Below are 26,036 nucleotides of genomic sequence, written 5' to 3'. Positions count from 1 at the left end.
TTGAGATAAAACCCGTTAACATAGGGCCGATTAACTATCGGTAGCGTTATCCCTATTCTGGAGATATTCCTTTGATCAACGTTTTTCTTGTTGATGACCACGAACTGGTGCGCGCAGGGATACGACGCATTCTGGAAGATATAAAAGGCATAAAAGTTGTCGGCGAAGCGTGCTGCGGTGAAGATGCGGTAAAATGGTGCCGCTCAAATTCCGTTGACGTTGTGCTGATGGATATGAATATGCCCGGTATTGGCGGTCTGGAAGCAACCCGCAAAATTGCGCGTTCCACGGCAGACATTAAAGTGATCATGCTGACGGTACACACCGAAAACCCATTACCTGCAAAAGTTATGCAGGCAGGGGCCGCAGGGTATCTCAGCAAAGGCGCCGCCCCCCAGGAAGTAGTGAGTGCGATTCGTTCGGTTTTTTCCGGGCAGCGTTATATTGCCTCCGATATCGCACAGCAAATGGCGCTCAGCCAGATTGAGCCTGAGAAAACGGAAACCCCGTTTGCCAGTTTGTCTGAACGCGAGTTGCAGATTATGCTGATGATCACCAAAGGTCAGAAGGTCAATGAGATCTCAGAACAGCTGAATCTTAGTCCTAAAACGGTGAACAGCTATCGCTATCGAATGTTCAGTAAATTAAACATTCACGGCGATGTAGAGCTGACTCACCTGGCAATTCGCCATGGCCTGTGTAATGCGGAGACATTAACAAGCCAGTGACCGATCAGTTTGATGCCAAAGCGTTCCTGAAAACCGTGACCAGTCAGCCCGGCGTCTATCGTATGTATGATACCGCCGGGACGGTTATCTATGTCGGGAAAGCGAAAGACCTGAAAAAAAGGCTTTCCAGCTACTTCCGTAGTAATCTTGCGTCACGCAAGACCGAAGCGCTGGTCGCGCAAATCCAGCAGATTGATGTCACGGTAACGCACACTGAAACCGAAGCGTTATTGCTTGAGCACAACTACATCAAGCTGTATCAGCCGCGCTATAACGTATTGCTGCGCGATGATAAATCCTACCCTTTTATATTCCTTAGCGGCGATACCCACCCGCGTCTGGCGATGCATCGCGGGGCAAAGCATGCCAAAGGCGAGTACTTTGGACCGTTCCCTAACGGTTATGCGGTGCGTGAAACGCTGGCGCTGTTGCAGAAAATATTCCCTATCCGCCAGTGCGAAAACAGCGTTTATCGCAACCGTTCTCGGCCTTGTCTGCAATATCAGATTGGCCGCTGTCTCGGTCCGTGTGTCGCGGGTCTGGTGAGTGAGGAAGAGTATGCTCAGCAGGTCGAGTATGTTCGTCTGTTCTTGTCCGGAAAAGACGATCAGGTATTAACGCAGCTGATCGCCCGCATGGAAAAGGCCAGCCAAAATCTCGAGTTTGAAGAGGCTGCGCGCATTCGTGACCAAATTCAGGCCGTACGCCGCGTGACAGAAAAACAGTTTGTCTCTAATACCGGAGACGATCTGGACGTCATTGGCGTGGCGTTTGAAGCCGGTATGGCCTGTGTGCACGTTCTGTTTATTCGCCAGGGTAAAGTGCTGGGCAGCCGCAGCTATTTCCCGAAAGTACCCGGTGGCACGGAACTCGGCGAGGTCGTCGAAACCTTTGTCGGGCAGTTTTATCTGCAGGGGAGCCAGATGCGTACCTTACCCGGGGAGATCCTGCTCGATTTTAATCTTAGCGATAAAACCCTGCTGGCAGACTCTCTGTCTGAACTGGCCGGCAGGAAGATTAACGTGCAGACGAAACCGCGAGGAGATCGCGCACGTTATCTCAAGCTGGCGCGGACCAACGCGGCAGTGGCGCTCACCACAAAACTTTCTCAGCAGTCGACGATTACGCAACGTCTGACGGCGCTGGCATCGGTGTTGAAGTTACCTGCGGTGAAGCGTATGGAATGCTTCGACATCAGCCATACGATGGGTGAACAGACGGTAGCTTCCTGCGTGGTCTTTGATGCCAATGGCCCGCTGCGCGCAGAGTATCGCCGCTACAACATTACCGGCATTACGCCGGGTGATGATTATGCGGCGATGAATCAGGTTTTGCGTCGGCGTTATGGTAAGGCGATTGAAGAAAGTAAGATTCCGGACGTCATATTGATCGACGGCGGTAAAGGTCAGTTAGGGCAGGCGAAAGCCGTTTTTGCTGAGCTGGATGTTCCCTGGGACAAACAGCACCCACTCTTGCTGGGGGTGGCAAAAGGGGCCGATCGTAAAGCAGGCCTGGAAACGCTGTTCTTTGAGCCGGAAGGTGAGGGCTTTAGCCTGCCGCCGGATTCGCCTGCATTGCACGTTATCCAGCATATCCGCGATGAATCTCACGATCATGCGATTAGCGGGCATCGTAAAAAGCGGGCGAAGGTGAAAAGCACCAGCACGCTTGAGACCATCGAAGGTGTCGGGCCAAAGCGTCGCCAGATGTTGTTGAAATATATGGGAGGTTTGCAAGGCCTTCGTAACGCAAGTATCGAAGAAATTGCAAAAGTGCCGGGTATTTCGCAAGCTCTGGCAGAAAAGATCTTCTACTCGTTGAAACATTAGGCCCTCTGTAGCAACATAGGGGTAATTTCACTGACAACAGATAGTTATCCGTCATATGCAATTTAATATCCCTACGTTGCTCACGCTGTTTCGCGTCATCCTGATCCCATTCTTTGTATTGGCTTTTTACCTGCCATTCACCTGGGCTCCCTTTGTTTGTGCGCTGATCTTCTGTATCGCAGCGGTCACTGACTGGTTTGACGGTTTTCTGGCACGCCGCTGGAACCAAAGCACGCGTTTTGGCGCCTTCCTTGATCCGGTCGCTGATAAGGTGCTGGTGGCTATCGCGATGGTCCTGGTGACAGAGCATTACCACAGCTGGTGGGTGACGCTTCCTGCCGCAACAATGATTGCGCGTGAAATCATCATCTCTGCACTGCGTGAATGGATGGCCGAACTGGGTAAACGCAGCAGCGTAGCCGTATCCTGGATCGGTAAAGTGAAAACCACTTCGCAAATGGCTGCTCTGGCCTGGCTGCTGTGGCGTCCAAATATCTGGGTAGAGTATGCTGGGATCGCACTTTTCTTCGTCGCCGCGATACTGACTTTGTGGTCAATGTTCCAGTATTTGAGCGCTGCACGTGGAGATTTGCTTGATCAGTGATCGTTTCGACGCAAATTTCAGCAAACGATCGTCAGTGGTGAAAAATATCGTTGACTCATTGCGTCAGGTAAGTAGAATGCAACGCATCGAACGGCAGCACTGATTGCCAGACGATAACAAAATCAAGTGATTAACAAAGTTACTTGGTGATGCGGGAATAGCTCAGTTGGTAGAGCACGACCTTGCCAAGGTCGGGGTCGCGAGTTCGAGTCTCGTTTCCCGCTCCAATTTTAAGACATCGGCAATAGCGGATGTCGGCTGTAAAGCCAGAAGATTTCGGCGCGTTAGCAAAGCGGTTATGTAGCGGATTGCAAATCCGTCTAGTCCGGTTCGACTCCGGAACGCGCCTCCAATTTCTTCCCGAGCCCGGATGGTGGAATCGGTAGACACAAGGGATTTAAAATCCCTCGGCGTTCGCGCTGTGTGGGTTCAAGTCCCACTCCGGGTACCATGGGAAAGAACAGAATAATCAAAGCAATAAGCAGTGTCGTGAAACCACCTACGGGTGGTTTTTTTGTGCCTGTTTTTTACAAGCATAGATACCTTGCGTCAAGCAACCTGCCAGAAACGTAAACTGCCCTTTATATACTCACTATTGCTAATCAATCTATCGCCGAATCGGCGCGTTAAACATAAAGCCCCCTCGGGCAGGGTTGTTGATAAACCCATCGCGGGCGGGATTATAGTTGTGGTCCTGGAAACCATTCATCAGGATGGGATCGCCAAAGCCATCCTGTATCGCCAGCTGTCTGTGGATTCGGTTTCGTGCCCTGAACGTGAAAACAAAATCATCCGTCCCGCCAATGATGATCACGCCATTACCAGCTCGAAGTGCCTCGCTCAACTCTTGCTCTCTGACAGCCTGGTTTTGTAACGCGCTGGCTGTGGCAGACGATGACGCCAGCAGCAGTAATATGAGAACGGCGCATGAAAATACCGATGGCAGTTTCATGATTAATACCTATAAAAAGCATGGCTATTAAAGTATAGCTTTATGTTGTCATCTTAACTGAAAAGAAAACCAATAATTTAAACCTGCTATCCATACTGTGTTTAAAAGTCCGGAAGAGTAGTGCCGCGCAGTTAAGAACTATAATAAAAACAGCCAACAGGTGATTACTTCTTTTTGCTGGCAATGCTGGTTCAGGGGACTGCTATGAGCATTTCATCTTTTCCGATAGTTATGTTCGCAGCATTGCTCACCCTTAGTGGTGCAGCATATTCGGTGGAAAAAAAGGATATCTTTTCGCAGAATGCCAGGGCTACGGATCCCATCGCGTTTTCTCAACAGTCATTTAATAACCTGACGTCTTATCAGGTTATGATGCGCTCCTCGTCGCCATCCGATGAAAGCAAAATTATTCGCTATAGCTTTCAAAAGCCTGGGTACGTGCGGATGGATTTTACCCAACCGCATTCAGGTGCGGTGCTTATTTTTAATCCTGTCAGCGGTAAAGTGACGTTATGGCCATTTGGTGTGGGTTCGTTGCCCATTTTGCACCTGTCACCTACTAATTCATTGATCCAGGATGAGCGCGGTCATCGGGTGGATCGCTCGGATATCGGCGTGTTGTTGGGCAATATTCGTCATCTGCAACGCGAAGGGACAACAACCACTGTTGGTAAGGAAAACCTTGCAGGACGGGCGACAATGCACGTATCTGTGGTTGGGCCTGGAACAATGGCGGTTGATGGAGTACATCGTTATGACGTCTGGCTGGATAATTATCATGGACTCCCTGCCAAAGTGATCAGCTATGCGCCAGATGGGCAGCGATTAGAAACCGTGCTTCTGGATGCTATGGTCATTAACATCCGTTTTCCCGCCAATTTCTTCTCGCCTTGAGGGAGTCTGTATTATGGCTAACTATCGGTTTTCCACCGTCTGGCGGGTTGAGGCTTCAATTCAGGAGGTATGGGATGTTTTTTCTCATCCCGATCAGTGGCCAGAATGGTGGGAAAGTCTGGAACGCATCGTTGAGATTAAAAAAGGTGATACACAGGGCATTGGGGCGCTGCATCGTTATACCTGGAAAGGAGCGCTTCCTTATCGCTTAACCTTTGACATCAACGTGTTGAATATTCTGCCCTGCTCGCTGCTTGAGGGGCAAGCCAGCGGGGCGGTTGAAGGGCGAGGCGTGTGGTCTTTTTCTGCCAATGGCACAGAGACTATCGTCAGATATGACTGGAATGTTAGCACCACGATTCGCTGGATGAATTACCTGGCTCCGCTGGCGGCACCTGTTTTTCGCTGGAATCACGATATGGTTATGCGCGAAGGGGCCAGAGGGTTAGCCCGTAAGCTGGCAACGAATGTTTATATATTCTGAACTCGCTCTCACGGCTGTACTTTTTGCCTGCCTATGGCTTACTATCTGTCGCGCAGTTTCTTATTTCATTCACAGTTAACAGGTCTGTTATTGATGAATAACCTCCATCGGCTCACCTTTTTATGTCAGCGTCTGTCTGCTGTGATGATCGCATACGGTTTTTACCTTCTTAGCCGTAGCCCAACTCTTACAACATGGACAGACAGCAATGCAACGTCGACAATTTCTCAAAAATAGCGTTCTCCTTTCCGCCGCCGGTTTAGTCGGTCCTGCGGTTATTAGCCAGACGGTTCACGCCGCTGAGCCATCCGTTGCACCAGTCGCGCGTCGGCGCTTTGTGTTATCCCAGACGTATAAACTTAACCCTCCTAAGGGATCGAGCGGCGTGGTAAAACTGTGGATCCCGCTTCCGGTAGATACCGCGTTTCAACAAATGACGGCGCTTGCCTTTAGCGGAAACTACAAGCATGCGTACGTTACCACTAATAATACTTATGGCGCGAAAACGCTGTTCGCCACTTGGCCTGACTCGCAGGGCGAACTGTTGATTAACGTTGATATCGACATTGAAACCGCCGACTGGGAGCCGCTGAAGCAGGACGCGCTGAAAACCTGGCAAGCGCCGGAGCAGATTATTTATCCGCTGGATGTAAAACCGTACCTGCTACCGACGACACATACCCCAGTTGATGGGCTGGTTCTGGAAACCGCGCGTAAAATTACCGGTAATGAGCAGGATCCGCTGAAAAAAGCACGCCTGATTTACGAGTGGGTGAGTAGCCATATGGAGCGCGATAATGACGTTATTGGCTGCGGCACGGGGGATGTGGCGGAAATCTTAAAAAGCGGTAAGCTCAAAGGAAAATGCACCGACATGAGCTCCGTTTTTGTTGCTCTGGCACGGGCCAGCGGCATTCCGGCGCGCGAACTGTTTGGCATCCGTCTGGGCAAAGCCAATAAACTCGAACGTTACTCGAAAAGCGCTTTTGGCAAAGCAGACAGTGCAGGCGTCGCCGATGTGAGCGGCGGGCAACATTGCCGAGCCGAATTCTATCTGGCCGGTTACGGCTGGTTACCGTGCGATCCTGCTGATGTGACCAAAATGCGTCTGGCAGAGAAAAAATCGCATCAGGACGCCGATGTCCAGGCGGTAAACACTTACCTGTTTGGTAACTGGGAAATGAACTGGGTTGGATTTAACTACGGGCGTGATTTCGAGCTGTATCCGGCAACGGAGCAGGGTGCCATGAACAACTTTGGCTATCCTTACGCTGAAGTCGATGGTGACCCGATCAATTTCTATGATCCTAAAGCGTTCTCTTACAGCTATGTCGCCACAGAACAACGCTAAAGGGGCGGGGCTCACCCTGTTGACGGCCGCTGCGGCTGCTGTCACCGCGGGCTTATGCTGCGTTGGACCGCTGCTCTATTTGTTGTTTGGTATTTCGGCGGCGAGCTTTGCTGTTTTCACCCAGTTTGAGTTTTTGCGAATTCCCCTGATGCTGGTGTCATTGGGCTTATTACTGCGCGTCTTCTGGCGGCTCTATTTTTCCAGGCGGCTGTGGTGCTCCGGATGGTTAACGTTGAAGCAAGCGCGCGTTCTCTACTGGTGCGCGCTGGCGTTGATTTTGCCGGTGCTATTTTATCCAACGCTCGTTGCCTGGTTTTATGAGGTATTTGAATGAAAATCTTCACATTAGTTGCATGCTTGTTGCTGCCGCTGTGGGCTCAGGCGGCCAATCAAAAAGTGGTGCTGGATATACAAAATATGACCTGCTCGCTGTGCGTTATTTCGGTCAATCAGGCTCTACGTGAAACCGACGGTGTGATTAAAGCAAAATCCTCCCTAAAAACCCGACAAGCAGAAGCGATTGTGCCAGAAGGTTTCCCAACCGATACTTTACTTAACGCGGTAGCGAAAACGGGCTATACCGCAACGCTCAACCGTATTGAACAACAGTAAACCACCTTCGGGTGGTTTTATTGTGTTTTCCCGGTATGATGCCCGGCGGCTTAGTGTTCTCTTTTGTGCGTTAACTTCCGGAATTCCCCTCGTTTCCTGTTAACCTGAACAGGCGGCAGCTATATGCCGCATATGCCCATTTTTATCTGTTATCCCTCCAGCCGTGTAGGATGATCACAGGCAAGATTTTTTGACTAAGGAAAAGCGTTATGAAAACGGGACCATTAAACGAGAGCGAACTGGAATGGCTGGATGATGTACTGACTAAGTACAATACAGACAAGGCTATTCTGGATGTGTCAGAACTGGATGGTTTGCTGACAGCGGTGCTGAGTTCACCGTATGAAATTGAACCAGAGCAGTGGCTGGTCGCAATTTGGGGCGGCGCGCAGTATGTCCCTCGCTGGTCCTCCGAAAAAGAAATGACGCGTTTCATGAACCTGGCGTTTCAACATATGGCGGATACGGCCGATCGTCTGGATGAATATCCTGAGCAGTTTGAGCCGTTATTTGGTTTGCGTGAAATTGACGAGCATGAACTGACCATCGTTGAAGAGTGGTGCTTTGGTTATATGCGCGGCGTCGCACTGTCAGACTGGTCCGCGTTACCGGACACGTTAAAACCAGCACTTGAAGCTATTGCGCTGCACGGTACGGAAGAGAACTTTGCGGTGGTTGAGAAACTAACGCCGGAAGCGTTTGAAGAGAGCGTGGATGCCATCCGCCTGGCTGCGCTGGACCTGCATGCTTACTGGATGGCGCATCCTCAGGAAACGCCGGTCAAAGTACCGGTGAAAGTGGATGCCAAAGTAGGGCGCAATGACCCTTGTCCGTGTGGCAGCGGCAAGAAATATAAGCAGTGCTGTTTGCATTAACAGAAAGGGGCGAAAGCCCCTTTGTTTTAACCCACTTCTGGTAGTAATCCTGCTGCAATAGAAAACTGTACTGCTATCACCACAATGCCGCACAAAAATACCAGCGCCAGCGCTGGAGCACCGCCTGCTACGCGGTAGTTGGCCTGCGGATTATGTTTTCTGCTCTGCCAGGCCAGCATCGAGGGAATGAGCAGCGCCAGCACCGCCAGGGCAACGCCCGCATACCCTAATGCCATGACAAAACCACGCGGATAGAACAGCGCGAATGCCAGCGGCGGCAGGAATGTCACCGCGCCGGTTTGCATTCTTCCCGCTACGGTATTCCGGCGCTGGAAGAGGTCGGCCAGGTAGTCAAATAATCCCAATGCAACGCCGAGGAAAGAGGTTGCCAGTGCGAGGTCAGCAAACAGATGCACCGCCAGTTCGACGTGCGGCGAAGCCACGACTTCACGCAATGCCTGCAATAAGCCGTTTAAGCCTGCGTGATTGGCTAAAAGCCCCATGAATGTTGTCGAGTTAATGCTACCAAGCGTCGCCAGTTGCCAGAAGATATAGGCGACCAGAGGAATAGCGCTACCCGTAATAAACACCCAACGCAGTTTACGGATGTTACCGTTCATATAGCTGACGATACTGGGAACACTGCCGTGAAAACCGAACGAGGTGAAGATGACCGGGATTGCGGAGAGCGCCAACCCCTGTTGCAGCGGCAGCGTAAGCAGGTTCACTTTATGAATATGCGGCATTAACAGAGCCAGCATCACCACCAGGAAGATTATCTTGGCACTGAATAGCAGACGGTTGAACAGATCGACCAGCGAGGTCCCAACACAAACCACGCCACCGGCAACAAAGGTGAACAGCAGTACGCCTGTTGTCGGGGAAATATTTGTTCCGGTCCAGTCGCTGATGCTGGAGGCCAGCAGTTCACCTGCACCACTGATGTACGCCGCCGTCAGGGCATACATTAAAAACATCATGCTAAAGCCCGTTACCCATTGTCCGTAACGACCAAGATAACGTTTTGCCAGCGTACCCAGCCCGGTGTCTGCCGGGACATGTTGATACACTTCAAGCAGCAACAGAGCGGTGTAGCACATCAACGCCCAAAGACTGACTAACAATACCAGCGTGACGCTAAACCCCACGCCTGCCGCAGCCAGCGGCATTGCCAACATACCGGCACCAATCGTGGTTCCCGCCACGATAAAAATACTACCCAGGGTTCTGTTTTTCACGCTTTCCTCTGTCCCAGAGATAATCAATGGTTATATCTGCGGCGCAGATTAAGGCAAAACACTATTTTCGTCAAATCACCGTTACAATGACTGTACATTAATGTTTACGATGTTTTGACCATTAAGATGTATAACAAATGACATTTATCTGCTGATAAACCTGCGTTAGCGCAAAGCGACGATGTGCGGTTCACATTAGGCTACGGACTTTATTAAGGAGGTAATATGGAATCTATTCACGGTCACGAAGTGCTTAACATGATGATTGAATCTGGTGAGCAGTATTCAAATGCCAGCCTTGAAGCGGCGATTACGGCACGTTTCGGCGAGCAGGCGCGTTTTCACACTTGTTCTGCGGCGGATATGACGGCAGGCGAGTTGGTGGCGTTTTTAGCGGCGAAGGGAAAGTTTATTGCAAAAGAAGACGGCTTCTCTACGCACGAAAGCAAGATCTGCCGTCACTGATTTCAAGGGGTAATGATGGCGGGTTGCCTTCATTACCCTAAAATATTAATTCTGTGTATCAAGCGTAGCCAGTTCTTTGTCGATGAAATAAAGACCTTCGCCGCTTTTTCCTGCCAGCGACAGCTTATCAATAACAGATTTAAATAATTTCTCTTCTTCATGCTGCTCGGCAACATACCATTGCAGGAAATTAAAGGTTGGATAATCCTGGTGGGTCATTGCCGCGTGTGCCAGCTCATTAATTTTCTGGGTGATTAGCTGCTCGTGTTCGTAAGTAACACGGAACAGTTCATCCAGAGAAGCATATTCAGCAAAGGGTGAAGAAACGGTATTAATACGCGGCAAGCTGCCGGTATCGGTCAGGTAGTCGAACAGACGCTGCATGTGCGTCATCTCTTCCTGGGCGTGACGGCGCAAAAACGCGGCAGCACCTTCGAAGCTGTGATAGCTGCACCACGCGCTCATCTGTTGGTAGAGCAGAGATGAATATAATTCAAGATTCATTTGCTCATTCAGTTGGTCGATCATTTCTGTTTTCAGCATGGTTCTGCTCCACAAACGTTATTATATATTGACGTGGCGCCACTATAATTTGTTATTTAATTATTTGCAAAAGGTAAAATAATAAATTTATTTATTAAAAATGCGAATGGGAATAAAACGCATTAACGATATTAAACGGAGGGTATAAATAATAAAGTGGTAAAAGACCAGCAAAAATGAGCTGGTCGGAAATATTAATAATTGAAAGAAGGTGATTGGGGCACCGCGACACCATGACACTGCCAGGCGAGTGTAATTTTGGTATTTAAGCACAGAGAGCCTGCATACACGCTACAGGTTGACACCGGCTGGCCAAACGCTTCTGCGCTGGCATAGCCCAGGCGCTGACACTCTTTGGTGGCTGTCCCCTGGGTAACGTAGTCATCGGTACGTGCTGTTTGTAACATGGCCTGATTATAAGTCAGGCGAACCACACCAGTGATGGCGCTGGCTTCGCTGACCTGTGCCTGTTTTGTAATTGTGCATCCTGTCAGCATGAGCGGCAAAAGCGCTAGGATAAAGGTCTTCATGAGATCGCTCTGAAAGTTCGAAGATACACTATCATGGCATACAGAGACCCTCATCAATGGCTTGAATAGCCCGAAGATCACCTGCGATTAATCACAACGAGGTCATTTGTTTGAGGTAATTCTGAACTGTTCAGACAGGAATGTGAGCGCAACTTTGTTTTTTAAAACTAAATTTCATTAAATTTGAAAGTGTGATTGCAAAATAGTAATGTGGCTGAATGTTATGACTTTCAGCGGGCTACCGCAGCGCATTCAGGAGAGTACAGAATGAAAATTGCATTGATGATGGAAAACAGCCAGGCAAGCAAAAACGCCATCATCCATAATGAGCTTAAAGCCGTTGCGGATGAGAAAGGTTTTCCGGTCTATAACGTTGGGATGAGCGACGAAAATGATCATCATCTGACCTACATCCATTTAGGCATTATGGCCAGCATCCTGCTTAATTCCAAAGCTGTAGACTTTGTTGTTACAGGTTGCGGTACGGGCCAGGGGGCAATGATGTCACTGAATATCCATCCGGGTGTGGTGTGTGGTTATTGCCTTGATCCTGCAGATGCGTTCTTGTTCTCTCAAATTAACAACGGCAACGCGCTTTCTCTGGCATTCGCCAAAGGTTTTGGCTGGGGTGCAGAGCTGAATGTGCGCTATATGTTTGAAAAAGCGTTCACCGGGCGTAACGGTGAAGGCTACCCACCGGAGCGTAAAGAGCCGCAGGTGCGTAACGCCGGTATTCTGAATCAGGTGAAAGCGGCTGTGGTAAAAGAAAATTATCTGGACACGCTGCGCGCGATCGATCCTGAACTGGTGAAAACCGCTGTATCAGGCCCGCGCTTCCAGCAGTGCTTCTTTGAAAACTGCCAGGACAAAGCAATCGAAGCGTTTGTACGCGAGGTGATTGGCTAAATCCTGTTGGCCCGGCGGCGTTCACCCTCCGGGCTACCTGTTCCTGTTCGATACTGCGCTTCCTGCATCACGGGTGAGCCGTAGCGTATCCACCATACCTACCAGACAAATAATGGCAATAGCGACAAAGGCCAGCCGGAAACTGATCCCCGGAATATTGCCCAATGCCAGCTTTTCACTGACCACATCGCCAATGCGGATGCCAATAGCGGCTAAAGAAATGCCCAATCCCACTGCTAATTGTGTCGCCGTACTGAACAGCGTATTAGCGTAGCTCATTTGTGCCGCGGGGACGTCCGCGAAGGCAAGCGTGCTGACGCCGGTAAACTGAATTGAGCGGAACACACCGCCCAGATACAACACCAGCAAAATAACCCACACGGGGGTCTGCGGCGTAATTAATGCACAGGCCAGCAACGCCAGAACATTAAGTGCACCGTTAATCAACAGCAGCTTCTTAAAGCCCAGCCAGCGTATCAACGGGGTGGTGGCAGGTTTAATCGTCAGATTGCCGACAAATACCGCCAGCACCAGTGAACCCGCGTGAAAAGCGTTCATGCCAAAACCTACCTGAAACATTAACGGCAGCAGAAACGGCACGGCGCTGATAGAGGCACGAAACAGCGATCCGCCATACATGGTGACGCGAAAAGTAGGGACGTTCATGGCATCAAGGCGAATCATTGGCCAGGCGGTGCGACGAAAATGATGCAGGGCAAACAGAAAGGTCAATGTTCCTAGCACCAAAAGTCCGGCGGTCAGCCAGCCCTGAGGCTGTTGGGTTCCCAGTAACTCCATGGCATACACCAGGCTCACCATCGCAACAGAGGTTGCGATAAATCCTGTTATATCAAATGGGCGGCGCTCGTCGTCATGAATATCCGGGATAAAACGTAGCGCCAGCGCAATCGCCAGTATTCCGAGCGGTACATTAATGAAGAAGATCCAGCGCCAGTTGGCATAGCTGGTAATGAATCCGCCAAGGGGAGGGCCAATGATGGGCGCGACTAAAGCGGGCCAGGTCAGGGTCGCAATAGCGGTGATCAACTGATGTTTAGGCGTGGTTCGTAATACCGCGAGTCGGCCAACCGGAACCATTAGCGCACCACCTACACCCTGTAAGATTCGCATGGCGACAAAGCTCTCAAGGCTTTCGGACAAACCGCATAAAACCGAGGCGAGAGTAAATATCGCCAGTGCAAGGGTAAACACCTTTCTGGCGCCGAAGCGATCCGCAATCCAGCCGCTGGCGGGGATCAGTACCGCGAGGGTGATCAGATAGGCGCTGATACCTATGTTCAGGTCAACTGCCTGCACGCCAAAACTTTTCGCCATGTCGGGCAGTGCGGTGGCAATCACCGTGCCGTCAATAAACTCCATAAAGAAAGCCCCGGCAACAAGTAATGCAGCCGGGGATAGACCGCGTTTGTTCTCAACCGCTAAATGTTCACTCATGTTGTGCTTGCCATCTCAAAAGAAACTGACTGGAACTATTTTTATTTTCAGCGCATTCGGAAGGTATGCGCGGCTATCGTTTCGTTCGTTGAATGGGTACTATGACGACCTTTCTATAAGGAGCTCACTATGTCCCAAACACTGAATGCCGATCAGGAACTGCTCTCGGACGTTGTTGCCTGTCAGCTGGTTATCAAGCAGATTCTGGATGTTCTTGATGTTATTGCCCCAGTTGAAGTTCGGGAGAAAATGTCCAGCCAGCTGAAAAGCATCGACTTTTCCAGCCATCCTGCAGGTGCCGATCCGGTCACTATGCGCGCAATACAAAAAGCGGTTGCCTTGATCGAGTTGAAATTCACGCCGCAGAATGAATCTCACTAAAATAAACCGTTGTTTCAGGTTTTAGAAAGGTTTTTTTGCGCCTCGCAGAATGAGAGGCGTGGGCGTAGAGAAAATTAAGCACCAGCCGGATAAGGTGCGTCGCATCGTTATCCGGCATTAACACGATGAAAATTGAAGATTAGTGATGTTGATAGTTCACGACGTTCAGCAGGTGCTTATCGGTTTGCGCCATGCACAGTCCCGCACGTTTAGCGCTGCGGACTTCATCAAGAATCGTCTGTAACAGCACGCCATCCTGCTGCTGCTCTTTTTCCAGATCGTGAAGAAAATCAATGGTTGTTGCATCATTCAAGGCTTCTGCTTCATTGGTTAAGCGTGATAGCTTGCTGTAACGCTGTTGGTATTCATCCAGCGTTTTCTGAAACAGTTCTTCAAGGGAAGTTAGTTCATCACCTGGAACATCGATAGCCTTGACGATAGGGTTAGCCCCGGCACTTTTCATAAAATTAAACATACGCATCATTTGAGTCACGTTACCTTGCGCCTGGGTGCGTAGAAAGGTTGCGGTGCCAGTCAGGCTGTGTTCGTAGCACCATTCACTGAGATGCAGGTAAAGATTCGATGCGTAGAACTCGAGGTTCATTTGTGTGTTGAGTTTATGAACAATTCCAACTGCAGCCATATCAATATCCTTATTTCCAGAAAGGGGGATGTACGTTACTAACGTCAGTGCAACGGGCTGCCGCTACACGTCACCTCTACGTACAATTAAAACTGTTAGCAGAATAAATCCGTTCCGCCGGTCCTTTAGTGATCACGAATTATATTCGCTCCCGATCGAGATTCAGCATAACTCCAGTCCCGACATAAGAAAATCCTTAAATCTGCGTATTTATGATTTTTTACATATTGTCATAGCAATATTAGTGATTTTTCCGCTTGTGTATATAAATGCTGTGAATATAACAGATTGATATTTATAGCATTAAAGTGAAATATTGATAATGAAATGATGTTTCATATCACGAAATGGAATTTCACAATCAGGTATTGTCTGTCGCCAGATGATTATCTGGTCTTCGGATGAAGAAATTTCACCATTGACCCGCGTCGGTGAACGCTATCTGCTGGCTAATTTTTTTTGCGCCAGATCAGTTTTGTGGAAATTAATAAAGTTAAGCGCCTGAATGATTCGACATTTATTGTTTGGTGTATTTGGAAAAATCGAGGAGTGTGTATGAAAAAGGTTGCCGTGCTACTGGCACCTGGTTTTGAAGAGGCGGAAGCCATTGTTACCATTGATATTCTGCGTCGCCTGCAGATCGAAGTTGAAACACTGGCCTGCGCCGAGTCCCGTGCGGTGGTGAGCTACCATGACGTGCCGATGGTGACGGACAGCACGCTGGCTGCGCGTCAGACGGATCTTTATGATGCCGTTGTGTTACCCGGCGGGCCGCAGGGCAGCGTTAACCTTGCCGCCAGTGAGGCTGTCATCCAGTTTATCGCTCGCCATGACGAGGCTGGAAAACTCATTTGCCCGGTGTGTTCTGCGGCGGCGCGCGTGCTGGGCGGCAACGGCCTGCTGAAGGGGCGTCGCTATGTGTGTTCGGGAGATCTGTGGCAAAACGTCGCGGATGGGGAATATATTGATGCGCCGGTTGTTGAAGATGGCAACCTTATTAGCGGCAAAGGATTAGGGCATATTTTCGATTTTGCATTGACGCTTTCAGCGCGTCTGCTGGAAGATGACATTCCGGTTCGCGATCACGCTGACCACATTTATTACAGATGGTAATCATTGTGCTCCCGAATGCTTCGGTATTCGGGAACAAGGATTCGTTGGCTGATGTTATGGACTAATCTGCTACCCCTCTTTTTTCCCGTCGACAAAACCGCGTTTTTTTATGTCATTTCCCGCTGAATTTATGTACGCAATTACTGTAATTCTGTGGTGTGATGCCGCTCTCTTATGGAGAATCAATTTCCCGCTAAAAATACTCTCAGCACTGGCATTGATCTTATCAATAAAAGGTAATGCCTTGTTTTACGTCCGAATTACAAAAAATCGTCTGATTTTACCCTACATAAAAGAACGTTAAAGCTGGAGTTAACCATGCACAAATTCACTAAAGCGCTGGCTGCCATCGGTCTGGCGGCCATTATGTCACAATCCGCTATCGCTGAATCCATGAAGCTCGGTTTCCTGGTCAAACAGCCGGAAGAACCGTGGTTCCAGACTGAATGGAAATTTGCCGATAAAGCCGGTAAAGACCTTGGTTTTGAGGTGATTAAAATTGCCGTTCCGGATGGTGAGAAAACCCTTAACGCCATCGACAGCCTGGCTGCAAGTGGAGCAAAAGGGTTTGTGATTTGTACGCCAGATCCAAAACTGGGGCCAGCCATTATGGCTAAGGCACGTGGCTACGATATGAAAGTCATTGCCGTCGACGACCAGTTTGCCAACGCTAAAGGTAAGCCGATGGATACCGTGCCGCTGGTGATGATGGCGGCAACCAAAATTGGTGAACGCCAGGGCCAGGAGCTGTACAAAGAGATGCAAAAACGCGGTTGGGATGTGAAATCCACCGCCGTAATGGCCATTACCGCCAACGAACTGGATACCGCACGTCGTCGTACTTCTGGTTCAATGGAAGCGCTTAAAGCCGCAGGCTTCCCGGAAAAACAGATTTACCAGGTCCCAACAAAATCGAATGACATCCCCGGCGCATTTGACGCCGCCAACTCCATGCTGGTTCAGCATCCTGAAGTCAAAAACTGGCTGATTGTCGGCATGAACGACAACACCGTGCTGGGTGGCGTACGTGCGACCGAGGGGCAGGGCTTCAAAGCACCAAACGTGATTGGTATCGGAATCAACGGTGTTGACGCGGTGAGCGAACTGTCCAAAGGCGAAGCGACCGGGTTCTACGGTTCACTGCTGCCAAGCCCGGACGTGCACGGCTACAAATCCAGTGAAATGCTCTACAACTGGGTAACGAAAGGTGCAGAGCCACCGGCATTCACTGAAGTGACAGATGTGGTGCTGATTACCCGCGATAACTTCAAAGAAGAGCTGGCGAAGAAAGGCTTAGGCGGTAAGTAACAGAAGTGCTGCGATGTTGTAGGCCGGATTAGGCGAAGCCGCCTTCCGGCGCAATGCCCGGTGGCGCTGTGCTTACCGGGCCTACGTCCGGCGGTTTTCCTGGCCGGTAAAATCCTGACTCACGGAGACGTTATGCAACAGTCTACCCCGTATCTCTCATTTCGCGGCATTGGCAAAACGTTCCCGGGCGTTAAGGCGCTGACGGATATCAGTTTCGACTGCTATGCCGGACAGGTGCATGCGCTGATGGGCGAAAATGGCGCCGGGAAATCAACACTCTTAAAAATTCTCAGCGGTAACTATGCGCCAACAACGGGATCTCTGACGATCCGCGGACAGGAAGTTTCGTTCGCGGATACCACTGCCGCACTCAACGCCGGTGTCGCCATTATTTATCAGGAACTGCATCTCGTCCCGGAAATGACCGTTGCCGAGAATATTTACTTAGGGCAGTTACCGCACAAAGGCGGGATTGTGAACCGCTCGCTGCTGAACTATGAAGCAGGAATCCAGCTGAAGCATCTGGGGATGGATATCGATCCCGATACCCCACTGAAATACCTCTCCATTGGCCAGTGGCAGATGGTGGAGATTGCAAAAGCGCTGGCGCGAAACGCCAAAATTATCGCCTTTGATGAACCAACCAGCTCCCTGTCGGCTCGCGAGATTGAGAATCTGTTTCGCGTCATCCGTGAGCTGCGCAACGAAGGACGCATCATTCTGTACGTTTCACACCGTATGGAGGAGATTTTTGCTCTCAGCGATGCCATCACCGTGTTTAAAGATGGTCATTACGTCAAAACGTTCACGGACATGCAGCAGGTCGATCACGATGCGCTGGTGCAGGCGATGGTCGGGCGCGACCTCGGGGATATCTATGGCTGGAAATCCAGACCGTATGGCACAGAGCGTCTGCGGCTGCATGAAGTCAAAGCTCCAGGCGTGCGTACGCCAATCAGCTTATCCGTGCGAAGCGGTGAAATTGTCGGGTTGTTTGGCCTGGTGGGGGCCGGACGTAGCGAATTAATGAAAGGGCTGTTCGGCGGTACGCGTATCACTGCGGGCCAGGTATTTATTGATGAACAGCCTATCGATATCCGTAAACCAAGCCATGCCATTGAAGCGGGGATGATGCTGTGCCCGGAGGATCGCAAAGCTGAAGGGATCATTCCGGTCCATTCAGTGCGCAACAACATCAACATTAGTGCACGGCGTAAGCATGTTCTGGGGGGATGCGTGATCAACAACGGCTGGGAAGAGACCAATGCCGATCACCATATTCGTTCACTCAACATCAAAACGCCGGGTGCAGAGCAACTGATCATGAACCTCTCCGGCGGTAATCAACAGAAGGCTATTCTCGGTCGTTGGTTATCGGAAGAGATGAAAGTGATTTTGTTGGATGAGCCTACACGCGGCATTGATGTGGGCGCCAAACATGAAATTTACAACGTGATTTATGCCCTCGCAGCGCGCGGTGTGGCCGTATTGTTTGCTTCCAGTGACCTGCCAGAAGTACTCGGTGTTGCCGACCGTATTGTGGTGATGAGAGAAGGTGAAATTGCCGGTGAGTTACTTCATGAACAGGCGGATGAGCGCCAGGCGTTGAGCCTTGCTATGCCTAAAGTCAGCCAGGCTGTAGCCTGAATAAGGAGAGTATGATGTCTTCCGTTTCTACATCGGGTTCTGGCGCAGCGAAGTCGGCGCTAAATCTGGGCCGCATTTGGGATCAATACGGCATGCTGGTGGTGTTCGCCGTGCTGTTCCTGGTTTGTTCCCTCTTTGTGCCAAACTTTGCGACTTTCATCAACATGAAGGGGTTAGGGCTGGCGGTATCGATGTCGGGTATGGTTGCCTGCGGGATGCTGTTTTGCCTGGCATCCGGTGATTTCGACCTGTCTGTCGCATCTGTGATTGCCTGTGCTGGTGTTACCACTGCCGTAGTCATTAACATGACCGAAAGTCTGTGGATTGGTGTGGCTGCCGGACTGCTGCTCGGTATTCTGTGTGGCCTGGTCAATGGGTTCGTGATTGCGCGGTTAAAAATTAACGCCCTGATCACTACTCTTGCGACAATGCAGATTGTACGTGGTCTGGCCTATATTATCTCCGACGGTAAGGCAGTCGGGATTGAAGACGAGCGTTTCTTCACACTCGGCTATGCTAACTGGTTTGGTCTGCCGGCGCCTATTTGGATCACGGTCGTTTGTTTCATTGTCTTTGGCTTACTGCTGAACAAAACCACGTTTGGGCGTAATACGCTGGCCATTGGGGGCAATGAAGAGGCGGCGCGCCTGGCTGGGGTTCCGGTTGTTCGTACCAAGATTATTATCTTTATTCTTTCCGGTCTGGTATCCGCCATTGCCGGGATTATCCTCGCATCGCGTATGACCAGCGGCCAGCCAATGACCTCAATCGGTTATGAGTTGATCGTGATTTCAGCCTGCGTGTTAGGGGGCGTTTCGCTTAAAGGCGGCATCGGAAAAATCTCATATGTGGTGGCCGGGGTGTTGATCCTGGGGACGGTTGAGAATGCGATGAACCTGCTGAATATCTCTCCGTTCGCGCAGTATGTGGTACGTGGCCTCATCCTGCTGGCGGCGGTGATCTTCGACCGTTACAAGCAAAAAGCGAAGCGTACCGTTTGATGATTTAAACCCCAACTTTTTAGTCTAGCTTCTGCCCGTCGCCAGCCGCTACCCGGCTGGCGATTGTTTTTTCAAATGGCGAGCATGGTCACACTGTCTATACTTATATCCGTCATACATCATCTATATGCCGCGATCCGCGTGGCGTTCTGACCATGATGAGGAGGATAACCGGGTGACAGCATCACTGACTTTACCCCCTGAACAATCTGCAAACTGTGCATACTTTTTTGATCTCGATGGGACACTTGCTGAGATTAAACCTTTTCCCGACCAGGTCGTTGTCCCGAAGACAATCCTGCAATGTCTACATCGGTTAGCGACGCAGAATGCGGATGCGCTGGCATTGATTTCAGGGCGCTCAATGGTTGAGCTTGACGCACTCACTACTCCGTTTCGTTTTCCGCTTGCCGGAGTGCATGGGGCAGAACGCCGTGACATCAATGGTCAAACGCACATAGTAAACCTGCCTGAAGTTATCGAACGTGAAGCCGGGGCGTTATTACACGCAGCGTTGGTGACGTTACCGGGGACAACACTTGAAACCAAAGGCATGGCCTTCGCGTTGCATTATCGCCAGGCACCCGAACACGAAGCGGCGCTGGTTACGCTGGCTGAACGCATCACGCGCAGATGGCCGCAGCTTGCTCTGCAGCACGGAAAATGTGTCGTGGAAATAAAGCCTAAGGGCAGTAATAAAGGCGACGCGATAGCTGCATTTATGCAGGAAGCGCCTTTTGCTGGCCGGATCCCTGTGTTTTTCGGTGATGATCTGACAGATGAAACAGGGTTTGCTGTAGTTAACCGCGCTGGCGGTATTTCTGTAAAGGTAGGGAGCGGGCCGACGCAGGCAACATGGCGTCTGGATAGTGTCAGGGATGTCTGGCACTGGCTGGAGAAAAATAACTCTTCGCAGCAAGAACCGAAAGCAACGAATAACAGAAGAGGTGGCTATGAGTCGTTTAGTCGTAGTATCTAATCGTATCGCCTCACCAGATGACAAAGGGAGCGCGGGTGGGCTCGCGGTCGGTGTACTGGGCGCGTTAAAAGCTGCTGGTGGTTTATGGTTTGGCTGGAGTGGTGATACAGGTAATGAGGATAAACCTTTAAAAAAGGTCACCCGTGGCAATATCACCTGGGCCTCGTTTAATTTGAGTGAGCAAGATTACGAAGAGTATTACTGCCAGTTTTCAAATGCGGTTTTATGGCCCGCGTTTCACTATCGATTGGATTTAGTTCAGTTTCAGCGCTCTGCCTGGGAAGGTTACCAACGGGTTAATGCCTTACTGGTAGATAAACTTCTGCCGTTGCTTGGCGATGACGACATTATTTGGGTTCATGATTACCATCTGTTGCCGTTTGCCTGCGAGTTACGTAAGCGTGGCGTGCGTAATCGCATCGGTTTTTTCCTGCATATTCCTTTTCCGACGCCGGAAATTTTTAATGCGCTCCCGCCGCATCTGGCGCTACTTGAGCAAATGTGTGATTTTGATTTGCTTGGTTTCCAGACCGAAAACGATCGCCAGGCTTTTCTGGACTGTCTCGCAGCCCAGACTCGGGTGACCACGCATAAAGATAAGCAGCACCTGGCATGGGGAAAAGCGTTTCGTACTCAGGTTTATCCCATCGGTATTGAACCGGATGAGATTGCACGACAGGCGTCCGGTCCGCTGCCGCCAAAACTGGCACAGCTAAAAGCGGAGCTTAAAAATGTGCAGAATATTTTCTCCGTGGAGCGTCTGGATTACTCCAAAGGCTTGCCGGAGCGCTTTCAGGCCTATGAGGCCTTACTGGAACATTATCCGCAGCACCACGGTAAAATTCGCTATACGCAGATAGCACCGACCTCGCGCGAAGAGGTGCAGGCCTATCAGGATATTCGCCACCAACTGGAAACAGAGGCAGGGCGAATCAACGGCAAATATGGGCAACTGGGCTGGACGCCGCTTTACTATCTGAACCAGTATTTTGATCGTAAATTGCTGATGAAGATCTTCCGCTACTCTGATGTAGGGTTGGTGACCCCGTTGCGCGATGGTATGAACCTGGTGGCGAAAGAGTTTGTGGCCGCACAGGATCCTGCTAACCCTGGCGTGCTGGTTTTATCGCAATTTGCCGGGGCGGCGAACGAGCTAACCTCCGCGCTTATTGTTAATCCTTATGACCGGGATGAAGTGGCAGGCGCATTAAACCAGGCGCTGACGATGCCACTTACCGAACGTATCTCGCGCCACGCTGAAATGCTTGAGACTATCGTTAAAAACGATATCGACAACTGGCAGGCGACGTTCATTTGCGATCTTAAAACGGTCACGCCGCGTCGGAGTCAATGCCAACTGCCAGACAATATCTCTTCCTGTTCTAAACTCGCATGAAGTCGTAGCACTGTGGATTAATCTCCAGCTAGCGGAACCAGAAGAACGTCCACCTGGCTGGTATGAATCACGCTTTTCGCTGAACAGGAAGCGCGCGAAAAAAAACTGTGGTTATGGTTACCGTAAATGACCAGATCAATGGCGTGTTTGCGGCACACATCCAGGATATGTTCATTCAGAGCCCCATAGGTAATAAAGGTATGCTCAATGGGGTATTCTGCTTCTTTGCTAAGTTTGTCGATAAAATCCTGAGTCTCTTCCTGCATCACTTCACGCAGGTCTTCCAGCATGGGGGCAGCAAACTGGTTATACAGTTCGGGGTCTGAGACCAGCGTAATCAGGCTAATTCGGGCGTTGACAGGGCGAGCGATAGAAACCGCCTTGTCTAACAACTGCTGACTTTCAGGGGTGGCGGCAACAGCAACAAGAATGTGCGAATAGCTCATAACTCGCTCCTTTTTTTCAAGAATTATGAGAGGGCTTTTCAGCTTTACTCAGCTTACCCCATACTGCAACGTTTCCCGCCTCGATAGTGTGAATGTCATCATGATTATTCATTAATTATTCTTATAAATAGAATAATCGATTCATATTAGTTGCAGATATGTTCAGGTTACTTAAGTGAAACCCACCGCTAATGAAAACAATGTGTTAATAAAAATTAAACATATATTAACATTTGCAAGGTCGTCACATCGCGGTATTAATTAATCACTCTAAATATTTAACTTATTGTTTCTAAAGAATTTAATTAAAAAAGTTTTTTGAGTTAAATATGTGATCCAGCTCGCTATTTCACGGCGTGATATTAACGGATGTGAACAAAATACTATTCGGTTTTATTGCAAGAATATTCGTACATCAGGAATTGAAATAGATGATTGCGGATTAAAAAATAAGCAAAGTAAAAGCTGCGCTGATGGATTTATGTTAAGTGTTTGGCTGGTTTATGTGATCTTGATCACATATTCTTTAAATTCGCAGCATACCTCCGTTGTATGTGTAACTGACGGCGGGTAGAGTTGCGTCGAATTAGGAAAAATCTTAGACATTTGTAAGAATTGATGTGAGCTTGTAAGGGACGCTGCCTTCTTAAAAGGGAATGTTTAGACAACGCGTAAGTGTCGTCACGCTGCTATGTATTTGACCTTTTGCTTTTTTTTACCGGGCCTTCCCGGCGACATCACGGGGTGCGGTTTTACCGCATGAAAACAATGTTGGTTATTATGGATGCAAATAATGCATACATCCGAGTTGCTGAAACACATCTATGACATCAATTTGTCATATTTATTGCTTGCACAGCGTTTGATCGTTCAGGACAAAGCATCTGCGATGTTTCGCCTTGGTATCAGCGAGGAAATGGCGGACACGTTGGCAACATTAACACTTCCTCAAATGGTCAAACTGGCCGAAACAAACCAACTGGTATGTCATTTCCGTTTCGACGATCACCAGACTGTTACTCGCCTGACGCAAGACTCCCGCGTTGACGATCTTCAGCAAATTCATACTGGTATCATGCTTTCAACACGCCTGTTAAGCGACATCGATGATGCAGCACGTAAGAAAAGGGCTTGATGATGAGCGAAAAAAGCATTGTTCAGGAAGCGCGTGATATTCAGTTAGCAATGGAATTAATCACATTGGGCGCCCGTTTGCAAATGCTGGAAAGCGAAACGCAATTAAGCCGTGGTCGATTAATCAAGCTGTACAAAGAATTACGCGGTAGTCCTCCGCCAAAAGGGATGCTCCCGTTTTCCACCGACTGGTTTATGACGTGGGAACAAAATATTCATGCGTCGATGTTTTGCAATGCATGGCAATTCCTGCTCAAAACGGGTCTCTGTAGCGGCGTGGATGCCGTGATCAAGGCGTATCGGTTATATCTTGAGCAGTGTCCGCAGCCTGAAGAAGGGCCATTGTTGGCGTTAACCCGCGCGTGGACGCTGGTGCGATTTGTCGACAGCGGATTGCTGGAGTTGTCCCAATGCAATTGCTGCGGTGGGAATTTTATCACCCACGCACACCAACCCGCAGGCAGCTTTGCCTGTAGTTTATGCCAACCGCCATCACGGGCCGTAAAAAGACGTAAACTTTCCCAGAATGCTGCCGATATTATTCCACAACTGCTGGATGAACAGATCGAACAGGCTGTTTAACTGATACGGTGTGGATGAACACTCCAGCAGCGGTAAGCGATTACCGCTGCTTTTTTTTGTCCTGACCTTACGTTAATTGCCCGACTGCGCATCCTGTCATAGTCAATTGCGAAAGGATGATGTCGTGCTTATCTTATTAGGTTACCTGGTTGTTATTGGTACAGTTTTCGGCGGTTACATGATGACCGGCGGACACCTTGGGGCACTCTATCAACCGGCTGAGCTGGTGATTATCGGTGGTGCGGGTATTGGGGCATTCATCGTCGGCAATAACGGGAAAGCCATCAAAGGGACGATGAAAGCGATCCCGTTGCTTTTCCGTCGTTCGAAATACACCAAAGCGATGTATATGGATCTGCTGGCGCTCTTGTATCGCCTGATGGCCAAGTCACGTCAACAGGGCATGTTCTCGCTTGAACGCGACATCGAAAACCCAAAAGAAAGTGAAATCTTCGCCAGCTATCCGCGCATTCTTGCGGATGCCGTGATGCTTGATTTTATTGTCGATTATCTGCGACTGATCATCAGCGGCAACATGAATACGTTTGAGATTGAAGCGCTGATGGACGAAGAAATTGAGACTCATGAGAGCGAAGCCGAAGTTCCGGCGAATAGCCTGGCGATGGTTGGCGACTCACTACCGGCATTCGGGATCGTCGCGGCCGTTATGGGTGTTGTGCATGCGCTGGCTTCTGCCGATCGCCCGGCAGCAGAGCTGGGTGCGTTGATTGCGCATGCGATGGTGGGAACATTCCTCGGTATTTTGCTGGCCTATGGATTTATTTCTCCGCTTGCCAGCGTTCTGCGCCAGAAAAGCGCTGAAACAACCAAAATGATGCAGTGCGTGAAGATAACGCTGCTCTCCAATCTGAATGGTTACGCGCCGCCGATTGCCGTTGAATTTGGTCGTAAGACATTGTACTCCAGCGAACGTCCTTCGTTTATCGAACTGGAAGAACATGTTCGTGCGGTGAGAAATCCAACTGCGCAACAGACGACCGAGGACGCATGAAAAATCAGGCCCATCCCATTATCGTTGTAAAGCGACGCAAACATAAGAATCACGGTGGTGGGGCGCATGGCTCGTGGAAAATCGCCTACGCCGATTTTATGACCGCGATGATGGCCTTCTTTCTGGTGATGTGGCTCATTTCTATTTCCAGCCCTAAAGAATTGATCCAGATTGCCGAATATTTCCGTACACCGCTGGCCACCGCAGTGACCGGGGGAAATCGTATTTCGAATAGCCAAAGCCCGATTCCAGGCGGCGGGGATGATTACACCCAGCAGCAGGGCGAGGTGAACAAGCAGCCGAATATTGATGACCTGAGAAAACGTATGGAACAGAGCCGCTTGAGCAAACTTCGCGGCGATCTCGATCAACTGATTGAATCCGATCCCAAACTGCGAGCGCTGCGTCCGCATTTAAAGATTGATTTGGTTCAGGAAGGGCTGCGGATACAGATTATCGACAGTCAGAATCGCCCGATGTTTAAGACCGGTAGCGCTGAAGTTGAGCCGTACATGCGCGATATCCTGCGCGCGATTGCTCCAGTGCTCAACGGGATCCCTAACCGGATCAGCCTTTCCGGTCACACGGATGATTACCCTTACGCGAATGGTGAGAAAGGGTACAGCAACTGGGAATTGTCTGCCGATCGCGCAAATGCATCGCGTCGCGAGCTGGTTAGCGGCGGTCTGGATGATGGAAAAGTATTACGTGTGGTAGGTATGGCCGCCACGATGCGTCTGAGCGATCGCGGTCCTGAAGACGCTATCAACCGCCGTATTAGCCTGCTGGTTCTCAATAAGCAGGCAGAAGAGGCCATTTTGCATGAAAACGCTGAAAGCCAGAATGAGCCGGTAAGTGTCTTACAACGGCCAGCGGAACTCCCGCCGGTAAGCGTTCCCACATCGCCACCAGCCAATCCGAGGTGATA

The 26,036-nt window shown here is 49.9% G+C and carries 29 protein-coding genes and 3 tRNA genes; 25 read left to right on the top strand and 7 right to left on the bottom strand.

The window, feature by feature from the left end; genetic code table 11:
- Positions 1-71 precede the first annotated feature (71 nt).
- The 6 genes from uvrY (at position 72) to OGY13_RS17255 (ending at position 3,612) form a co-directional block, all read left to right on the top strand.
- Complete coding sequence (gene uvrY / locus OGY13_RS17280; RefSeq protein ID WP_003834023.1) at positions 72-728, top strand: UvrY/SirA/GacA family response regulator transcription factor; 657 nt, start codon at positions 72-74, stop codon at positions 726-728.
- Positions 725-2,557, top strand: coding sequence for an excinuclease ABC subunit UvrC (uvrC, locus tag OGY13_RS17275; protein WP_213752295.1), 1,833 nt, complete (start codon positions 725-727; stop codon positions 2,555-2,557). Before uvrY ends, uvrC begins: the two co-directional genes overlap by 4 nt.
- A gap of 55 nt (positions 2,558-2,612) precedes the next feature.
- On the top strand, positions 2,613-3,161 hold the full coding sequence (gene pgsA, locus OGY13_RS17270; protein ID WP_003030490.1) for a CDP-diacylglycerol--glycerol-3-phosphate 3-phosphatidyltransferase: 549 nt from the start codon (positions 2,613-2,615) through the stop codon (positions 3,159-3,161).
- A gap of 151 nt (positions 3,162-3,312) precedes the next feature.
- Positions 3,313-3,388: transfer RNA gene (locus OGY13_RS17265), tRNA-Gly, on the top strand.
- A 51-nt stretch (positions 3,389-3,439) separates the two neighbouring features.
- Positions 3,440-3,513 (top strand) — tRNA-Cys (locus OGY13_RS17260).
- Positions 3,514-3,525: 12 nt separating this feature from the next.
- Positions 3,526-3,612: transfer RNA gene (locus OGY13_RS17255), tRNA-Leu, on the top strand.
- A 156-nt stretch (positions 3,613-3,768) separates the two neighbouring features.
- Here OGY13_RS17255 and OGY13_RS17250 read toward each other — a convergent pair.
- Positions 3,769-4,113: a hypothetical protein gene (locus OGY13_RS17250; RefSeq protein ID WP_032943821.1), complete on the bottom strand. Its 345-nt coding sequence runs from the start codon at positions 4,111-4,113 to the stop codon at positions 3,769-3,771.
- Positions 4,114-4,317: 204 nt separating this feature from the next.
- Between OGY13_RS17250 and OGY13_RS17245 the strand changes: the two genes are divergently transcribed.
- The 6 genes from OGY13_RS17245 (at position 4,318) to OGY13_RS17220 (ending at position 8,329) form a co-directional block, all read left to right on the top strand.
- Complete coding sequence (locus tag OGY13_RS17245; RefSeq protein WP_213752294.1) at positions 4,318-5,007, top strand: LolA family protein; 690 nt, start codon at positions 4,318-4,320, stop codon at positions 5,005-5,007.
- Positions 5,008-5,020: 13 nt separating this feature from the next.
- Complete coding sequence (locus tag OGY13_RS17240; RefSeq protein WP_213752293.1) at positions 5,021-5,491, top strand: SRPBCC family protein; 471 nt, start codon at positions 5,021-5,023, stop codon at positions 5,489-5,491.
- A 208-nt stretch (positions 5,492-5,699) separates the two neighbouring features.
- Positions 5,700-6,842: a transglutaminase-like domain-containing protein gene (locus OGY13_RS17235; RefSeq protein WP_167820048.1), complete on the top strand. Its 1,143-nt coding sequence runs from the start codon at positions 5,700-5,702 to the stop codon at positions 6,840-6,842.
- Positions 6,820-7,176, top strand: coding sequence for a mercuric transporter MerT family protein (locus OGY13_RS17230; protein ID WP_003833912.1), 357 nt, complete (start codon positions 6,820-6,822; stop codon positions 7,174-7,176). Before OGY13_RS17235 ends, OGY13_RS17230 begins: the two co-directional genes overlap by 23 nt.
- The gene (locus OGY13_RS17225) at positions 7,173-7,454 is read left to right on the top strand and encodes a heavy-metal-associated domain-containing protein (protein ID WP_003833910.1); all 282 of its coding nucleotides are present in this window, start codon (positions 7,173-7,175) and stop codon (positions 7,452-7,454) included. Before OGY13_RS17230 ends, OGY13_RS17225 begins: the two co-directional genes overlap by 4 nt.
- A 209-nt stretch (positions 7,455-7,663) precedes the next feature.
- Positions 7,664-8,329 (top strand): YecA/YgfB family protein, encoded by a 666-nt coding sequence (locus OGY13_RS17220; protein WP_003034581.1) that lies wholly within the window; start codon positions 7,664-7,666, stop codon positions 8,327-8,329.
- Between the two features lie 26 nt (positions 8,330-8,355).
- Here OGY13_RS17220 and tyrP read toward each other — a convergent pair whose 3' ends face one another.
- Positions 8,356-9,567 carry a tyrosine transporter TyrP gene (tyrP, locus tag OGY13_RS17215; protein ID WP_008785083.1) on the bottom strand — a complete coding sequence of 404 codons (1,212 nt, stop codon included), beginning with the start codon at positions 9,565-9,567 and terminating at the stop codon, positions 8,356-8,358.
- 225 nt (positions 9,568-9,792) lie between these two features.
- On the opposite strand from tyrP, the gene OGY13_RS17210 reads away from it, so the two are divergent.
- Positions 9,793-10,032, top strand: coding sequence for a YecH family metal-binding protein (locus OGY13_RS17210; RefSeq protein ID WP_003034586.1), 240 nt, complete (start codon positions 9,793-9,795; stop codon positions 10,030-10,032).
- 45 nt (positions 10,033-10,077) lie between these two features.
- On the opposite strand, the gene ftnA is transcribed toward OGY13_RS17210, so the two are convergent.
- Both ftnA and yecR read right to left on the bottom strand, forming a co-directional pair.
- A complete protein-coding gene (ftnA, locus tag OGY13_RS17205) occupies positions 10,078-10,575 on the bottom strand; it encodes a non-heme ferritin (protein WP_003034588.1) in 498 nt (165 codons plus the stop codon).
- Between the two features lie 194 nt (positions 10,576-10,769).
- Complete coding sequence (gene yecR, locus OGY13_RS17200) at positions 10,770-11,105, bottom strand: YecR family lipoprotein (RefSeq protein WP_008785081.1); 336 nt, start codon at positions 11,103-11,105, stop codon at positions 10,770-10,772.
- Between the two features lie 267 nt (positions 11,106-11,372).
- Here yecR and OGY13_RS17195 point away from each other — a divergent pair, with 267 nt between their 5' ends.
- Positions 11,373-12,011, top strand: a complete 639-nt coding sequence (locus OGY13_RS17195; RefSeq protein ID WP_003034591.1) for an RpiB/LacA/LacB family sugar-phosphate isomerase — start codon at positions 11,373-11,375, stop codon at positions 12,009-12,011.
- Positions 12,012-12,044: 33 nt separating this feature from the next.
- On the opposite strand, the gene OGY13_RS17190 is transcribed toward OGY13_RS17195, so the two are convergent.
- Positions 12,045-13,466 carry an MFS transporter gene (locus tag OGY13_RS17190; protein WP_060683679.1) on the bottom strand — a complete coding sequence of 474 codons (1,422 nt, stop codon included), beginning with the start codon at positions 13,464-13,466 and terminating at the stop codon, positions 12,045-12,047.
- A gap of 129 nt (positions 13,467-13,595) precedes the next feature.
- Between OGY13_RS17190 and OGY13_RS17185 the strand changes: the two genes are divergently transcribed.
- Positions 13,596-13,847 (top strand): DUF2766 family protein, encoded by a 252-nt coding sequence (locus OGY13_RS17185; protein WP_003034595.1) that lies wholly within the window; start codon positions 13,596-13,598, stop codon positions 13,845-13,847.
- A 139-nt stretch (positions 13,848-13,986) separates the two neighbouring features.
- Here OGY13_RS17185 and OGY13_RS17180 read toward each other — a convergent pair whose 3' ends face one another.
- Complete coding sequence (locus OGY13_RS17180; RefSeq protein WP_003034597.1) at positions 13,987-14,490, bottom strand: non-heme ferritin-like protein; 504 nt, start codon at positions 14,488-14,490, stop codon at positions 13,987-13,989.
- 555 nt (positions 14,491-15,045) lie between these two features.
- Between OGY13_RS17180 and OGY13_RS17175 the strand changes: the two genes are divergently transcribed.
- From OGY13_RS17175 to otsA, 6 genes are all read left to right on the top strand, one after another.
- A complete protein-coding gene (locus OGY13_RS17175) occupies positions 15,046-15,603 on the top strand; it encodes a DJ-1/PfpI family protein (RefSeq protein ID WP_213752292.1) in 558 nt (185 codons plus the stop codon).
- Positions 15,604-15,921: 318 nt separating this feature from the next.
- The gene (locus OGY13_RS17170) at positions 15,922-16,911 is read left to right on the top strand and encodes an arabinose ABC transporter substrate-binding protein (protein ID WP_003833897.1); all 990 of its coding nucleotides are present in this window, start codon (positions 15,922-15,924) and stop codon (positions 16,909-16,911) included.
- Positions 16,912-17,043: 132 nt separating this feature from the next.
- Positions 17,044-18,558, top strand: a complete 1,515-nt coding sequence (gene araG / locus OGY13_RS17165; RefSeq protein WP_003839135.1) for an arabinose ABC transporter ATP-binding protein AraG — start codon at positions 17,044-17,046, stop codon at positions 18,556-18,558.
- A 14-nt stretch (positions 18,559-18,572) separates the two neighbouring features.
- A complete protein-coding gene (araH, locus tag OGY13_RS17160) occupies positions 18,573-19,559 on the top strand; it encodes an L-arabinose ABC transporter permease AraH (protein WP_003034609.1) in 987 nt (328 codons plus the stop codon).
- 175 nt (positions 19,560-19,734) lie between these two features.
- Positions 19,735-20,538 (top strand): trehalose-phosphatase, encoded by an 804-nt coding sequence (otsB, locus tag OGY13_RS17155; protein WP_213752291.1) that lies wholly within the window; start codon positions 19,735-19,737, stop codon positions 20,536-20,538.
- On the top strand, positions 20,513-21,934 hold the full coding sequence (otsA, locus tag OGY13_RS17150) for an alpha,alpha-trehalose-phosphate synthase (RefSeq protein ID WP_032943805.1): 1,422 nt from the start codon (positions 20,513-20,515) through the stop codon (positions 21,932-21,934). The genes otsB and otsA overlap by 26 nt, the downstream gene beginning before the upstream one ends.
- 17 nt (positions 21,935-21,951) lie before the next feature.
- Here otsA and uspC read toward each other — a convergent pair whose 3' ends face one another.
- On the bottom strand, positions 21,952-22,380 hold the full coding sequence (gene uspC, locus OGY13_RS17145) for a universal stress protein UspC (RefSeq protein WP_032943802.1): 429 nt from the start codon (positions 22,378-22,380) through the stop codon (positions 21,952-21,954).
- Positions 22,381-23,173: 793 nt separating this feature from the next.
- Here uspC and flhD point away from each other — a divergent pair.
- The 4 genes from flhD (at position 23,174) to motB (ending at position 26,034) form a co-directional block, all read left to right on the top strand.
- Positions 23,174-23,515 (top strand): flagellar transcriptional regulator FlhD, encoded by a 342-nt coding sequence (flhD, locus tag OGY13_RS17140; RefSeq protein ID WP_003034622.1) that lies wholly within the window; start codon positions 23,174-23,176, stop codon positions 23,513-23,515.
- Complete coding sequence (gene flhC, locus OGY13_RS17135; protein WP_008785071.1) at positions 23,512-24,096, top strand: flagellar transcriptional regulator FlhC; 585 nt, start codon at positions 23,512-23,514, stop codon at positions 24,094-24,096. Before flhD ends, flhC begins: the two co-directional genes overlap by 4 nt.
- A gap of 124 nt (positions 24,097-24,220) precedes the next feature.
- Positions 24,221-25,108: a flagellar motor stator protein MotA gene (gene motA, locus OGY13_RS17130; RefSeq protein WP_003034628.1), complete on the top strand. Its 888-nt coding sequence runs from the start codon at positions 24,221-24,223 to the stop codon at positions 25,106-25,108.
- On the top strand, positions 25,105-26,034 hold the full coding sequence (gene motB / locus OGY13_RS17125; RefSeq protein WP_003034631.1) for a flagellar motor protein MotB: 930 nt from the start codon (positions 25,105-25,107) through the stop codon (positions 26,032-26,034). Before motA ends, motB begins: the two co-directional genes overlap by 4 nt.
- Positions 26,035-26,036 lie beyond the last annotated feature (2 nt).

The organism is Citrobacter sp. Cpo045, from assembly GCF_030332875.1.
GTDB lineage: Bacteria > Pseudomonadota > Gammaproteobacteria > Enterobacterales > Enterobacteriaceae > Citrobacter > Citrobacter portucalensis.
The sequence above is the reverse complement of the archived record's forward strand: the minus strand, read 5'-3'. Positions and strand labels throughout refer to the sequence as shown.

What these genes read in the sequence shown, in the direction of transcription:
- pgsA (WP_003030490.1), top strand. Translation starts at nt 2,613, where the DNA reads ATGCAATTTAATATCCCTACGTTGCTCACGCTGTTTCGCGTCATCCTG.
- OGY13_RS17250 (WP_032943821.1), bottom strand. Translation starts at nt 4,113, where the DNA reads ATGAAACTGCCATCGGTATTTTCATGCGCCGTTCTCATATTACTGCTG.
- OGY13_RS17245 (WP_213752294.1), top strand. Translation starts at nt 4,318, where the DNA reads ATGAGCATTTCATCTTTTCCGATAGTTATGTTCGCAGCATTGCTCACC.
- OGY13_RS17240 (WP_213752293.1), top strand. Translation starts at nt 5,021, where the DNA reads ATGGCTAACTATCGGTTTTCCACCGTCTGGCGGGTTGAGGCTTCAATT.
- OGY13_RS17235 (WP_167820048.1), top strand. Translation starts at nt 5,700, where the DNA reads ATGCAACGTCGACAATTTCTCAAAAATAGCGTTCTCCTTTCCGCCGCC.
- OGY13_RS17230 (WP_003833912.1), top strand. Translation starts at nt 6,820, where the DNA reads ATGTCGCCACAGAACAACGCTAAAGGGGCGGGGCTCACCCTGTTGACG.
- OGY13_RS17225 (WP_003833910.1), top strand. Translation starts at nt 7,173, where the DNA reads ATGAAAATCTTCACATTAGTTGCATGCTTGTTGCTGCCGCTGTGGGCT.
- OGY13_RS17220 (WP_003034581.1), top strand. Translation starts at nt 7,664, where the DNA reads ATGAAAACGGGACCATTAAACGAGAGCGAACTGGAATGGCTGGATGAT.
- OGY13_RS17210 (WP_003034586.1), top strand. Translation starts at nt 9,793, where the DNA reads ATGGAATCTATTCACGGTCACGAAGTGCTTAACATGATGATTGAATCT.
- ftnA (WP_003034588.1), bottom strand. Translation starts at nt 10,575, where the DNA reads ATGCTGAAAACAGAAATGATCGACCAACTGAATGAGCAAATGAATCTT.
- yecR (WP_008785081.1), bottom strand. Translation starts at nt 11,105, where the DNA reads ATGAAGACCTTTATCCTAGCGCTTTTGCCGCTCATGCTGACAGGATGC.
- OGY13_RS17195 (WP_003034591.1), top strand. Translation starts at nt 11,373, where the DNA reads ATGAAAATTGCATTGATGATGGAAAACAGCCAGGCAAGCAAAAACGCC.
- OGY13_RS17190 (WP_060683679.1), bottom strand. Translation starts at nt 13,466, where the DNA reads ATGAGTGAACATTTAGCGGTTGAGAACAAACGCGGTCTATCCCCGGCT.
- OGY13_RS17185 (WP_003034595.1), top strand. Translation starts at nt 13,596, where the DNA reads ATGTCCCAAACACTGAATGCCGATCAGGAACTGCTCTCGGACGTTGTT.
- OGY13_RS17180 (WP_003034597.1), bottom strand. Translation starts at nt 14,490, where the DNA reads ATGGCTGCAGTTGGAATTGTTCATAAACTCAACACACAAATGAACCTC.
- OGY13_RS17175 (WP_213752292.1), top strand. Translation starts at nt 15,046, where the DNA reads ATGAAAAAGGTTGCCGTGCTACTGGCACCTGGTTTTGAAGAGGCGGAA.
- OGY13_RS17170 (WP_003833897.1), top strand. Translation starts at nt 15,922, where the DNA reads ATGCACAAATTCACTAAAGCGCTGGCTGCCATCGGTCTGGCGGCCATT.
- araG (WP_003839135.1), top strand. Translation starts at nt 17,044, where the DNA reads ATGCAACAGTCTACCCCGTATCTCTCATTTCGCGGCATTGGCAAAACG.
- araH (WP_003034609.1), top strand. Translation starts at nt 18,573, where the DNA reads ATGTCTTCCGTTTCTACATCGGGTTCTGGCGCAGCGAAGTCGGCGCTA.
- otsA (WP_032943805.1), top strand. Translation starts at nt 20,513, where the DNA reads ATGAGTCGTTTAGTCGTAGTATCTAATCGTATCGCCTCACCAGATGAC.
- uspC (WP_032943802.1), bottom strand. Translation starts at nt 22,380, where the DNA reads ATGAGCTATTCGCACATTCTTGTTGCTGTTGCCGCCACCCCTGAAAGT.
- flhD (WP_003034622.1), top strand. Translation starts at nt 23,174, where the DNA reads ATGCATACATCCGAGTTGCTGAAACACATCTATGACATCAATTTGTCA.
- motB (WP_003034631.1), top strand. Translation starts at nt 25,105, where the DNA reads ATGAAAAATCAGGCCCATCCCATTATCGTTGTAAAGCGACGCAAACAT.